The 11,178-nt window shown below is 71.8% G+C and carries 12 protein-coding genes and 1 tRNA gene; 8 read left to right on the top strand and 5 right to left on the bottom strand.

The features are described from left to right. Positions 1 to 64 precede the first annotated feature (64 nt). Positions 65 to 643, top strand: coding sequence for a TetR/AcrR family transcriptional regulator (locus tag ACFWVC_RS32120; protein WP_384295713.1), 579 nt, complete (start codon positions 65 to 67; stop codon positions 641 to 643). A 143-nt stretch (positions 644 to 786) separates the two neighbouring features. Then, positions 787 to 2,259, top strand: coding sequence for a DHA2 family efflux MFS transporter permease subunit (locus ACFWVC_RS32115; protein ID WP_384295709.1), 1,473 nt, complete (start codon positions 787 to 789; stop codon positions 2,257 to 2,259). Positions 2,260 to 2,345: 86 nt separating this feature from the next. On the opposite strand, the gene ACFWVC_RS32110 is transcribed toward ACFWVC_RS32115, so the two are convergent. Next, a complete protein-coding gene (locus tag ACFWVC_RS32110) occupies positions 2,346 to 2,819 on the bottom strand; it encodes a winged helix-turn-helix transcriptional regulator (protein WP_384295703.1) in 474 nt (157 codons plus the stop codon). Between the two features lie 153 nt (positions 2,820 to 2,972). On the opposite strand from ACFWVC_RS32110, the gene ACFWVC_RS32105 reads away from it, so the two are divergent. Together ACFWVC_RS32105 and ACFWVC_RS32100 are read left to right on the top strand one after the other, a co-directional pair. Further along, positions 2,973 to 4,142, top strand: a complete 1,170-nt coding sequence (locus ACFWVC_RS32105) for a thiolase family protein (protein ID WP_384295698.1) — start codon at positions 2,973 to 2,975, stop codon at positions 4,140 to 4,142. A 65-nt stretch (positions 4,143 to 4,207) separates the two neighbouring features. Continuing rightward, the gene (locus tag ACFWVC_RS32100; RefSeq protein ID WP_384295693.1) at positions 4,208 to 5,263 is read left to right on the top strand and encodes a UDP-N-acetylmuramate dehydrogenase; all 1,056 of its coding nucleotides are present in this window, start codon (positions 4,208 to 4,210) and stop codon (positions 5,261 to 5,263) included. On the opposite strand, the gene ACFWVC_RS32095 is transcribed toward ACFWVC_RS32100, so the two are convergent. Both ACFWVC_RS32095 and ACFWVC_RS32090 read right to left on the bottom strand, forming a co-directional pair. Further along, complete coding sequence (locus ACFWVC_RS32095; protein WP_384295687.1) at positions 5,253 to 5,750, bottom strand: GNAT family N-acetyltransferase; 498 nt, start codon at positions 5,748 to 5,750, stop codon at positions 5,253 to 5,255. The two genes, ACFWVC_RS32100 and ACFWVC_RS32095, sit on opposite strands and share 11 nt — an antisense overlap. A 67-nt stretch (positions 5,751 to 5,817) precedes the next feature. Then, complete coding sequence (locus ACFWVC_RS32090; protein WP_384295683.1) at positions 5,818 to 6,450, bottom strand: NAD(P)-dependent oxidoreductase; 633 nt, start codon at positions 6,448 to 6,450, stop codon at positions 5,818 to 5,820. 61 nt (positions 6,451 to 6,511) lie between these two features. Here ACFWVC_RS32090 and ACFWVC_RS32085 point away from each other — a divergent pair, with 61 nt between their 5' ends. Next, positions 6,512 to 7,126: a TetR/AcrR family transcriptional regulator gene (locus ACFWVC_RS32085; protein ID WP_384295678.1), complete on the top strand. Its 615-nt coding sequence runs from the start codon at positions 6,512 to 6,514 to the stop codon at positions 7,124 to 7,126. Here ACFWVC_RS32085 and ACFWVC_RS32080 read toward each other — a convergent pair. Both ACFWVC_RS32080 and ACFWVC_RS32075 read right to left on the bottom strand, forming a co-directional pair. Beyond that, a complete protein-coding gene (locus tag ACFWVC_RS32080; protein WP_384295674.1) occupies positions 7,120 to 8,133 on the bottom strand; it encodes an adenosine deaminase in 1,014 nt (337 codons plus the stop codon). The genes ACFWVC_RS32085 and ACFWVC_RS32080 overlap by 7 nt on opposite strands. A 127-nt stretch (positions 8,134 to 8,260) precedes the next feature. Beyond that, positions 8,261 to 9,478, bottom strand: coding sequence for a pyridoxal phosphate-dependent aminotransferase (locus ACFWVC_RS32075; RefSeq protein WP_384295667.1), 1,218 nt, complete (start codon positions 9,476 to 9,478; stop codon positions 8,261 to 8,263). Between the two features lie 203 nt (positions 9,479 to 9,681). On the opposite strand from ACFWVC_RS32075, the gene ACFWVC_RS32070 reads away from it, so the two are divergent. The 3 genes from ACFWVC_RS32070 (at position 9,682) to nusG (ending at position 11,048) form a co-directional block, all read left to right on the top strand. Beyond that, positions 9,682 to 9,754: transfer RNA gene (locus ACFWVC_RS32070), tRNA-Trp, on the top strand. Between the two features lie 97 nt (positions 9,755 to 9,851). After that, positions 9,852 to 10,151: a preprotein translocase subunit SecE gene (secE, locus tag ACFWVC_RS32065; protein ID WP_384295660.1), complete on the top strand. Its 300-nt coding sequence runs from the start codon at positions 9,852 to 9,854 to the stop codon at positions 10,149 to 10,151. 69 nt (positions 10,152 to 10,220) lie between these two features. After that, the gene (nusG, locus tag ACFWVC_RS32060) at positions 10,221 to 11,048 is read left to right on the top strand and encodes a transcription termination/antitermination protein NusG (protein ID WP_384295653.1); all 828 of its coding nucleotides are present in this window, start codon (positions 10,221 to 10,223) and stop codon (positions 11,046 to 11,048) included. The last annotated feature ends 130 nt before the right edge of the window (positions 11,049 to 11,178 follow it).

The following is an 11,178-nucleotide window of genomic DNA, read 5'->3' as shown; positions in this document are numbered from 1 at the left end:
CGGCAGGACGTCCTGCCGCCTCCCCCCTTGCACAGCGTTGTTAGTGACTGATAACTTACCTACCATGGCGAGCGACGGAATGCGGATGAGCGCGGAGGAGCGCCGCGAGGCGGCCGTGCGTGCCGCGATGACGGAGTTCGGCATGGCCGGCTACCACGGCACCTCCACCGGCGTCATCGCCAAGCGCATGGGAGTGTCGCAGCCGTACCTCTTCCGGCTCTTTCCGAACAAGAAGGCGCTGTTCCTGGCCGTGGCCGAGCGGTGCGTGCGCATGATCGAGGCGCACTTCGAGAAGGCGGCACAGGGCCTGGAGGGGGACGAGGCCTTCGCGGCGATGTGCGGCTCGTACCAGGAGCTCATCACGGGCGGCGACGTCCTGCGGATGCAGCTCCAGATGTACGTGGCGTCCGTCGACGACGAGGAGATCCGCGACGCCTGCCGGAGCCGCTGGCTGGGCTTGTGGGACTGGGTCACGGTGCGCACCGGGGTGGGCGAGCGAGAGGTGGCCGAGTTCTTCGGCACCGGGATGCTGGTGAACGTCCTGGTCGCGCTCGGCGTCCCACCGGACGCGCGCTGCTGGACGGGCATCGAGGATCTGTACGCCGACCGCTTCCCGGAGAAGCGCCCGGCCGACGCGCAGTAACGCGCAATACGCAGTAAGAGGACAAGGGGAAGGCCGGCGGGTCGTGCCGGCCGGACTTCGTCGCGGCAAGCAGCGGCAGATGGCAGAGGTCTGTCCGCGAAAGTTATTGATCAATTACTAATCAGCTTGGGGGAACGAGAACCATGGAACCGGCACAGCAAGAACAGCGGCAGGATGCCCCCGCACGACGCGGGGGCATCGGCTGGGCCCTGCTCGTCACCAGCGTCGCCGGCTTCATGGCCGCGCTGGACAACCTCGTCGTCACCACCGCGCTGCCCTCGATCCGCAAGGACCTGGGCGGCGCCCTGGAGGACCTGGAGTGGACGGTGAGTGCCTACACGCTCACCTTCGCCGTCCTCCTGATGTTCGGCGCGGCCCTGGGTGACCGCTTCGGGCGGCGCCGCATGTTCCTGGTCGGCCTCGGCGTCTTCTCCGCGGCCTCCGCCGGAGCCGCGCTGGCGCCGGGCATGAACGAGCTGATCGCGGCCCGCGCGATCCAGGGCGTCGGCGCCGCCATCCTGATGCCGCTCACGCTCACCCTGCTGTCGGCCGCGGTGCCGCCGCAGCGGCGCGGGATGGTCTTCGGCATCTGGGGCGCGGTCAACGGCCTCGCGGTCGCGGCCGGGCCGCTCATCGGGGGCTCGCTGACCGAGCACATCTCCTGGCAGTGGATCTTCTGGGTCAACGTCCCGCTCGGTGTGCTGCTCATCCCGCTCGCCCGGCTGCGCCTGGCGGAGAGCCGCGGCCCCAACCCGCGGCTGGACGTAACCGGCACGCTGCTCGCCAGCGCCGGCCTCTTCGGGATCGTCTACGCCCTGGTCCGCGGCAACGCCGACGGCTGGACCAGCGGGCCGGTGCTCGGCGGCCTGATCGCGGGCGGCATCCTGCTCGCCCTCTTCGTGCGGCACGGCATGCGGGCCCGCAATCCGATCCTGCCGATGCGGCTGTTCCGCAGCCGCGCGTTCGCCGCGATCAACGCGGCCAGCCTGCTGATGTTCCTCGGCATGTTCGGGTCGATCTTCCTGCTCAGCCAGTTCCTGCAGGGCGTGGCGGGCTACTCCCCGACGGAGGCGGGTCTGCGGATGCTGCCCTGGACCGGCATGCCGATGATCGTGGCGCCGATCGCGGGTTATCTCTCCGACCGGATCGGCGGTCGCCCGGTCGTCGCGGCCGGACTCGCCCTCCAGGCGGTCGGGCTCGGGCTCTTCGCCCTGGTCATCGAGCCCGGTGTGTCCTACGCGGCGCAGATCCCGGCGCTCGTCGTGAGCGGTGTCGGCATGGCCCTGTACTTCGCGCCAAGCGCCAACATCGTCATGAGCAGCGTCCGCCCGGAGGAGCAGGGCATCGCCTCGGGCGCCAACAACGCCCTGCGGGAGGTCGGCGGCGCGCTCGGGGTGGCCAGTCTGGCGGCGGTCTTCTCCGCCCAGGGCGGCTACGAGTCCGCCACCCGCTTCGTGGACGGCATCACTCCCGCCCTCTGGGCCGGGGCGGCGGCGGTCGGGATCGGGGCGGTCGCGGCGCTTCTCGTGCCGGGCCGGCGATCCTCCGCCGTGGCCGCGGCGGAGAAGGCCGGCGCGGCTGGGGACGCGCGGCCCCTGGTGGGCGCGGAGCACTGACGCCGGCGTTCGTGCGGCCCCATCCCGGCGCGGGGTGGGGCCGCACGGCGTTCGCCGGAGGAATGACCAAGGGCCGGCCGTCGGACTCAGCCGACGGGTCCGCTGTGGTCCCAGTCCGGGGTGTTGAGGGTGAGCGCGAGGCTGCCCGCCTCCACCTTCTCCCCGCAGGAGCGGCACGTCTCGACGGGGTCGAAGAGGTGGTCGTGGTGGCGGAAGGTGACCGGCGGCTCGTCGAGGACCCACCTGTCGCCCCACGTCACAAGGGCGTGGAGGACATCACGGAGGTCCCGGCCCGCCGCCGTGGGGTGGTACTCGTAGCGCGGCGGGCGCTCGCTGTACGCGCGGCGCTCGATGACGCCGGCCTCTTCCAGCGCGCGCAGCCGCGCCGTGAGCCGGTCGCGCGGGGCGCCGGTGTTGCGGGCGATGGCGTCGAAGCGGTGGTTGCCGTAGAGGATCTCGCGCATGGCGAGCAGCGCCCACTTCTCACCGACGACCTGGAGCGCGGCGGCGGCGGAGCAGGGGCGTCCGGGGAGGGCGGGGCGGGCTGTGGTCGGGCTCACCGCCCCAGTCTCACATGGCAGGTTGTGATTTCAAATCGACTGGTCCTACTCTGGAGTAGGAAGTGAGTTGGATATCCAAATCAACTCCTCGGCGGGCCCCGCCGCGGCCCTCCCTCGTCCGGAACCGCACCCTCACCCCAGGAGGCGACCGTCATGCGTGACGCCGTCATCGTCGAAGCCGTCCGCACCCCCATCGGCAAGGGCAAGGCCGGCGGGGCACTCGCCGGGACGCACCCGGTGGAACTGCTCGCCCACACCCTCGCGGAGCTCGTCACCCGCAGCGGTATCGACCCCGCCCTGGTCGACGATGTGATCGGCGGCACCGTCGGCCAGGTCGGCGAGCAGGCCATGAACACCACCCGCTGGGCCTGGCTGTCCGCCGGCTTCCCCGACTCCGTCCCGGCCACCACCGTCGACCGCCAGTGCGGTTCCTCGCAGCAGGCCGTGCACTTCGCCGCGCAGGGCGTCATCGCGGGCGCCTACGACATCGTCGTGGCCTGCGGCGTGGAGTCGATGAGCCGGGTGCCGATGGGATCCAACGTGCTGCCCGGCAGCGACCCGTTCGGTCCCGGCGTCGCCGAGCGCTTCCCCGGTGGGCTGATCCCGCAGGGCATCAGCGCCGAGCTGATCGCGGCCAAGTGGTCGCTGAGCCGCGAGGCCATGGACGTCTTCGCCACCGAGTCGCACCGCAAGGCGGCCGCGGCATGGGCGGCGGGCGCCTTCGACGCGGAGGTCGCGCCGCTCGCCGGGCTGACCGCCGACGAGTCCGTGCGCCCCGCGACCACCCCGGAGGTCCTCGCCGGGCTGCGTCCCGCCTTCGCCCACCCCGGCTATGCCGAGCGCTTCCCGCAGATCGACTGGTCGGTCACCGCGGGCAACAGCAGCCCGATCAACGACGGTGCCTCCGCGGTGCTGATCATGAGCAGCGAGACGGCCGACCGCCTCGGCCTGCGCCCGCTGGCCCGGCTGCACAGCTTCGCCGTCACCGGGTCCGACCCGCTGCTCATGCTGACCGGGGTCATCCCGGCCACCGAGCGGGTGCTGCGCCGCGCCGGGCTGAACCTGGGGGACATCGACCTGTTCGAGGTCAACGAGGCCTTCGCCAGCGTCGTCCTCGCCTGGCAGCAGGAGACCGGTGCCGACCCCGCCAAGGTCAACGTCAACGGCGGCGCCATCGCGCTCGGCCACCCGCTGGGCGCCAGCGGCACGCGGCTGATGACCACCCTCGTCCACGCCATGAGGGCGCGCGGCGCGCGCTACGCGCTGCAGACCATGTGCGAGGCGGGCGGCCTGGCCAACGCCACGATCCTCGAAGCCCTCTAGAAACCCGCGGGGTACGGGGCGGCCGGGCCTCGGGCCGAGCCGGCCCGCCCCGTACCCTGAATGCCGTGCACGTACTCCACGACGCCCCGCTCGCGCCCCTGACCACCTTCCGCCTCGGCGGCCCCGCCACCCGCCTGGTGACCGCGACCACCGACGCCGAGGTCGTCGAGGCGGTCCGGGAGGCGGACGCGTCCGGGACGCCGCTGCTGGTCATCGGCGGCGGCAGCAACCTGGTCATCGCCGACGAGGGCTTCGCGGGCACCGCGCTGCGCATCGCCACCGAGGGCTTCGAACTGCGCGGCACCGAACTGGAGCTGGCCGCGGGCGAGGTGTGGACGGACGCCGTCGCCCGCACCGTGGAGGCGGGCCTGGCAGGCGTGGAGTGCCTGGCCGGCATCCCGGGCTCCGCCGGGGCCACGCCGATCCAGAACGTCGGGGCGTACGGCCAGGAAGTGGCGAGCACGATCACCGAGGTGATCGCGTACGACCGCGTCGCGGGGGAGACCGTCACGCTGGACAACGCCGCGTGCGCCTTCTCGTACCGCCACAGCCGCTTCAAGGCGGACCCCGCGCGCTACGTCGTGCTGCGCGTCCGCTTCGCGCTGGAGGACGCGGACGGCATGTCCGCGCCCGTGCGGTACGCCGAGGTGGCCCGCGCGCTGGGGGCCGAGGCTGGCGAGCGGGTGGCGCTGGCCACCGCCCGCGAGACGGTGCTGAAGCTGCGCTCCGGCAAGGGCATGGTGCTGGACCCGGAGGACCACGACACCTGGTCGGCCGGCTCCTTCTTCACCAACCCGATCCTCACCGAGGCCGGGTACGCCGACTTCCTGTCCCGCGTCCACGACCGCCTCGGCCCGGACACCGAGGCCCCCGCGTACCCCGCGGGCGACGGGCACATCAAGACCTCCGCGGCCTGGCTGATCGACAAGGCGGGATTCACCAAGGGCTACGGCACCGGCCCCGCCCGCATCTCCACCAAGCACACCCTGGCCCTGACCAACCGCGGCTCCGCCACCACCGCCGACCTGCTCGCGCTCGCCCGCGAGGTCGTCGCCGGCGTCCACGACGCCTTCGGCGTCGTCCTGGTCAACGAGCCGGTGACGGTCGGCGTCAGCCTCTGACCGGTGCCGGGCCGGGGCCCCCGAGCTCCAGCCCGCCGACCACCTCGTCCTCGCTGGTCTCCCCGGTCGGGCGGAAGCCGAGGGCCTCGTAGAACCGCTCGGGGCCGCCCGGGCCGGGCACCCAGGTGGCGGTCATCCGGGTGCCGCCGCGCCGGCGGATCTCGGCGGCGACCTCCGCGACGGCGAAGCGGCCGTAACCGCGGCCCTGCTCGTCCGCGTCCACGAGCAGCCGCCACAGGCCGGACCGCACGTCCCGGCCCGTGCCGTCACCGGTCCAGTCCAGGTCCAGGAACGCCATCACGAAGCCGACCGCCCGGCCGCCGTCGACGATCAGCCGCGGCCAGGCGGTGCCTCGATGGACGTACGCCTCGGCGAGGGATTTCACGACCGGCGCGACCAGGTGCTCCTGCCCGGGCCGGACCCGCAGGCCGAGCGCGGCGTCGAGGTTGCCGGCGGTGATCGTCTCCAGGCCTGGCGCACGTGTCATGCCGGGAACGATGGCGCAGCGCCCGGCCGGCGGGAAGCGGTTTTCCGGGGACGGGTGAGGGCCGGCGTCAGTACGCCACGCCGAGCGCCTGCTTCACGGTCGCGGTGTCGCCGATCGCGGCGAGCATCGCGTGGGCCACGTCGGCCCGGCCGATGCTGTGGCCGCCGCGCAGATTGGCGCCGAGTGCCGTCCGGTAGACCCCGGTCAGCGGCTTGTCGTTGAGCTTCGGCGGGCGGACGGCGGTCCAGTCGGTCGCGCTGCGGCGCATCTCGTCCTCCATCTCCCGCAGGTCGTCGTAGACCGGCCGCAGCAGTGCGGAGACCAGGGGCGTCGTGATCCGCCCGAACAGCGTCTCGCCCTCCGGCACGGGACCCAGCGGCGCCGCGCTGACCGCGACGAAGCGGCGGACGCCCTCCGCCTCCATGGCGCGCAGCACCGGACGGGTGACCTTGGTGGCGATCCCCGCGTCCTTGCGGCGCCGCGGACCGAGCCCGGACAGCACCGCGTCCCGCCCGGCGACCGCCGCGCGCAGCGGCTCCGGGTCGGTCAGCGCCGTGGTGACGACCCGCAGACCGGCGCCGGTCACCGGCAGCCGGGCCGGGTCGCGCACCACCGCGGTCACGCCGTGGCCCTCCGCCAGCGCCTGCCGCACGATCTCCTGTCCGATGCCGCCGGTCGCTCCGAACACCGTGAGTTCCATCGCAGCTCTCCCCGAGCAGTGGGTGGGTGGGTGAATACTTACTCACCATTAAGGTGAGTGCATGCTCACCCCCGAGTCAACGCCCACACGGCAGCGAATTCTGGATGCCGCCGACCACCTGATGCGCACCATCGGCCTCGCCAGGACGACCACCAAGGAGATCGCCAAGGCGGCCGGCTGCTCAGAGGCGGCGCTCTACAAGCACTTCGCCGGCAAGGAGGAGCTCTTCGTCCAGGTGCTGGCGGAGCGCGCCCCCCGGCTCGGGCCGCTGATGGCCGAACTGACCGCGGACCCGGGTGGCCGCAGCGTCGAGAGCTGCCTCACCGACATCGCGCGCACCGCCGTGCTGTTCTACGAGTCCAGCGTGCCGATCGCCGCCTCGCTCTTCGCCGAACCCGCCCTGCTGGCACGGCACCGCGAGGCCCTGCGCCCGCTGGACCGCGGGCCGGTCGTTCCGCTGCGCGCCCTGTCCCGCTATCTGCGCGCGGAGCGTGAAGGCGGCCGCATCCGCGCCGGTGCCGACACCGACGCCGCGGCCGCGCTGCTGCTCGGCGCGTGCTACCAGCGCGGCTTCCTCAACTGCTACCTGGGCGAGCCCGTCGACGACCAGCCGCTGGAGGAGTTCGCCGCCGCCATCGCCCGCACCGTGCTGGCCGGGATCGCCTGTGATCAGTGAGCGAGCCAGTCGTCGATGCCGGCCAGCAGCTTGGTCCTTACGCCCTCCGGCGCCGCCGAACCACGCACCGACTGGCGGGCCAGCTCGGCCAGCTCCTCGTCCGTGAAGCCGTGCGCCTCCCGCGCCAGTTCGTACTGCGCGGCCAGCCGCGAGCCGAACAGCAGCGGGTCGTCGGCGCCGAGCGCCATCGGTACCCCGGCGTCGAAGAGCGTGCGCAGCGGCACCTGCCGCGGCTCCTCGTAGACGCCCAGGGCGACGTTGGACGCGGGGCACACCTCGCAGGTCACACCGCGCTCGGCGAGCTTCGCCATCAGCCGCGGGTCCTCCGCGGCCCGCACGCCGTGCCCGATCCGGCTCGCGTGCAGGTCGTCCAGGCAGTCGCGGACGCTGCTCGCCCCCGACAGCTCGCCGCCGTGCGGGGCCGCCAGCAGGCCGCCCTCCCGGGCGATGGCGAAGGCCCGGTCGAAGTCCCTTGCCAGGCCCCGGCGTTCATCGTTGGAGAGCCCGAAGCCGACCACGCCGTGACCGGCGTAGCGCACCGCGAGACGGGCCAGCGTGCGGGCGTCCAGCGGATGCTTGGTGCGGTTGGCGGCGACGAGTACGGCCATGCCCACGCCGGTGTCGCGGGAGGCGGTCTCCACCGCGTCCAGGATGATCTCCATGGCCGGGATCAGCCCGCCCAGCCGGGGCGCGTACGAGGTCGGGTCGACCTGGATCTCCAGCCACCCCGAGCCGTCCCTGGCCTCCTCCTCCGCGGCCTCGCGCACCAGCCGCCGGATGTCGTCGGGGGAGCGGAGCACCGAGCGCGCGATGTCGTACAGGCGCTGGAAGCGGAACCAGCCGCGCTCGTCGGTCGCGCGCAGACTCGGCGGTTCACCGGAGGTCAGGGCCTCGGGGAGGTGCACCCCGTACTTGCCGGCCAGTTCCAGCAGGGTCGCCGGCCGCATCGAGCCGGTGAAGTGCAGGTGGAGGTGCGCCTTGGGGAGGAGGGAAACATCGCGTGCCATTCAGAGATCCTGCCGCACCGCGCGGGGGTGCCGGTAGCGCTTTCCCCGAACGAGGGCTTGCCCGCACACGCGCGCGGGTCCCGGCCGACCGGCCGGGACCCGCGACAGCCCTGATGCGGCGGTGCCGTCAGTCCTTGGCCTCGCCCAGCAGCTTCTGGATCCGGGAGACGCCCTCGACCAGGTCCTCGTCACCGAGCGCGTACGACAGGCGCAGATAGCCCGGGGTGCCGAAGGCCTCGCCGGGGACGACCGCGACCTCGACGTCCTCCAGGATGAGCTCGGCGAGCTCCACGGAGCTCTGCGGCCGCCTGCCGCGGATGTCCTTGCCGAGCACGCCCTTGACCGACGGGTACACGTAGAACGCGCCCTCGGGCTCGGGGCACACCACGCCCGGGATCTCGTTGAGCATCCGCACGATCGTCTGCCGGCGCCGGTCGAAGGCCTCGCGCATCTTCGCCACGGCCTCCAGATCGCCGGAGACGGCGGTCAGGGCGGCGACCTGTGCGACGTTGCTCACGTTCGAGGTGGCGTGCGACTGCAGGTTGGTGGCGGCCTTGATCACGTCCTTGGGGCCGATCACCCACCCGACGCGCCAGCCGGTCATGGCGTACGTCTTGGCGACGCCGTTGACCACGATGCACTTGTCGCGCAGCTCGGGCAGGACCGCGGGCATCGAGACCGCGGAGGCGCCGCCGTAGACCAGGTGCTCGTAGATCTCGTCGGTCAGCACCCACAGGCCGTGCTCGGCGGCCCAGCGGCCGATCGCCTCGGTCTCGGCCTCGCTGTAGACGGCGCCGGTCGGGTTGGACGGCGACACGAAGAGCACGACCTTGGTGTTCTCGGTGCGCGCGGCCTCCAGCTGCTCGACCGAGACCCGGTAGCCGGTCGTCTCGTCGGCCACGACCTCGACCGGGACACCGCCGGCCAGCCGGATCGACTCCGGGTAGGTCGTCCAGTACGGGGCCGGGACGATGACCTCGTCGCCCGGGTCGAGGATGGCGGCGAAGGCCTCGTAGATGGCCTGCTTGCCGCCGTTGGTGACCAGGATCTGGGAGGCGTCGACCTCGTAGCCGGAGTCGCGCAGCGTCTTGGCGGCGATCGCGGCCTTCAGCTCCGGCAGCCCGCCGGCGGGGGTGTAGCGGTGGTACTTCGGATTGCGGCACGCCTCCACGGCCGCCTCGACGATGTAGTCGGGCGTGGGGAAGTCGGGCTCGCCGGCACCGAAGCCGATGACCGGTCGCCCGGCGGCCTTGAGCGCTTTGGCCTTGGCGTCCACGGCGAGCGTCGCGGACTCGGAGATCGACCCGATGCGGGCCGACACGCGTCGTTCAGTTGCTGCGGTCATGTCTGCATCGTCGCAGACCCCGGGGGTCCCGGGCACACGAGTTCACGTTCCGGTCGGAACCGCGCCCATCCGCGCCGAACACGCAACGCATTCGACGGCCGGGCCCGGAACACGTACACTCATCCGTCGATGGCCCCCACGAGCCGATCTTGCCTGTGCACATCGTGCACTCGGCCGGATGCGGTACGTTGGGGGACACTCGAAGGGTCGTAGCTCAATTGGTAGAGCACTGGTCTCCAAAACCAGCGGTTGGGGGTTCGAGTCCCTCCGGCCCTGCTGCAAGCAGGCAGACGCTTCGCTGTTGTATCGGCTGTACCAGCAGTACTAGCAGTATCAGCAGCATCGGCAATCAATCGGATTCAGGTGAGGACGAGTGACGGAAGCCCTGGGCTCGACCGCAACACCTGAAAGCGGTCGCCCTGACGACGATTCCGCGGACGACGGTTCCAAGAAGGCCCGTCGCGGCGGCAAGCGCGGGAAGAAGGGCCCTCTGGCCCGCCTCGCGCTCTTCTACCGCCAGATCGTGGCGGAACTGCGCAAGGTCGTCTGGCCGACGCGCAGCGAGCTCAGCACGTACACCAGCGTGGTGATTGTCTTCGTTGTGGTCATCATCGCGCTCGTGACCGTGATTGACTGGGGACTCAATAAGGGCGTCTCGTACATCTTCGGGTGATTCCCCTCGCGGAGGGCACCCGCGGTGCCCGACCGCCTGTTCCAGATCTTGAAGGAAGAAGCAGCGACCGTGTCTGACCCGAACCTGTACGACGCCGACGAGACCGTCGAGGGCGACGACACCGCGCTCGACATCGTCGAGGCCGCCGACGGCGACATCGACCAGGCCGAGGCTGCTGACAAGGCCGCCGGTGAGCCGGCCGAGCAGGACGCGGTGCAGGTCGTCGACGAGGACGAGGCGACGGCCGTCGAGGGTGAGGACGAGGAGTCCGCGGAGGAGCAGGCCCCGGTGGACCCGGTGGCGGCGTTCCGCGATGAGCTGCGTGCCCTGCCGGGCGAGTGGTACGTCATCCACACCTACGCCGGCTACGAGAACCGCGTGAAGTCCAACCTGGAGCAGCGCGCCGTCTCGCTGAACGTCGAGGACTACATCTACCAGGCCGAAGTGCCCCAGGAAGAAGTCGTCCAGATCAAGAACGGCGACCGCCGCACCGTCCGCCAGAACAAGCTCCCCGGCTATGTGCTGGTGCGCATGGACCTGACGAACGAGTCGTGGGGCGTCGTCCGCAACACGCCCGGTGTCACCGGCTTCGTCGGCAACGCCTACGACCCGTACCCGCTGACGCTGGACGAGGTCACCAAGATGCTCGCTCCCGAGGCCGAGGAGCAGGCCGCCGCCGAGGGCGGCGAGGGCGGTGTCACGAAGCGCAAGGTCGAGGTCCAGGTGCTGGACTTCGAGGTCGGCGACTCGGTCACGGTCACCGACGGCCCCTTCGCGACCCTCCAGGCCACGATCAACGAGATCAACCCCGACTCCAAGAAGGTCAAGGGCCTCGTCGAGATCTTCGGCCGCGAGACCCCGGTCGAGCTCAGCTTCGACCAGATCCAGAAGAACTAGCCGGACGATCTTCCGAAAGGGCCCCTGCCTCCAGCGTTCCCCGCTGGGCAGGGGCTCTTTCGCGCGCCGGGCCCCGCAGGGCGGTAGGCGGTCCCAGTGGCGGGTCTGACCTGCCGGTTTCCGGGATTCG

Origin of the sequence: Streptomyces sp. NPDC058691 (assembly GCF_042714775.1) — a bacterium.
GTDB lineage: Bacteria > Actinomycetota > Actinomycetes > Streptomycetales > Streptomycetaceae > Actinacidiphila.
Note: the sequence above shows the minus strand (reverse complement) of the source record. Positions and strands in the feature narration are given on the sequence as shown.

Excerpts from the sequence above, each read along its gene's own strand:
- ACFWVC_RS32090 (WP_384295683.1), bottom strand. The coding sequence starts at position 6,450 with ATGGAACTCACGGTGTTCGGAGCGACCGGCGGCATCGGACAGGAGATC.
- ACFWVC_RS32105 (WP_384295698.1), top strand. The coding sequence starts at position 2,973 with ATGCGTGACGCCGTCATCGTCGAAGCCGTCCGCACCCCCATCGGCAAG.
- ACFWVC_RS32095 (WP_384295687.1), bottom strand. The coding sequence starts at position 5,750 with ATGACACGTGCGCCAGGCCTGGAGACGATCACCGCCGGCAACCTCGAC.
- ACFWVC_RS32120 (WP_384295713.1), top strand. The coding sequence starts at position 65 with ATGGCGAGCGACGGAATGCGGATGAGCGCGGAGGAGCGCCGCGAGGCG.
- ACFWVC_RS32080 (WP_384295674.1), bottom strand. The coding sequence starts at position 8,133 with ATGGCACGCGATGTTTCCCTCCTCCCCAAGGCGCACCTCCACCTGCAC.
- ACFWVC_RS32085 (WP_384295678.1), top strand. The coding sequence starts at position 6,512 with ATGCTCACCCCCGAGTCAACGCCCACACGGCAGCGAATTCTGGATGCC.
- ACFWVC_RS32115 (WP_384295709.1), top strand. The coding sequence starts at position 787 with ATGGAACCGGCACAGCAAGAACAGCGGCAGGATGCCCCCGCACGACGC.
- ACFWVC_RS32075 (WP_384295667.1), bottom strand. The coding sequence starts at position 9,478 with ATGACCGCAGCAACTGAACGACGCGTGTCGGCCCGCATCGGGTCGATC.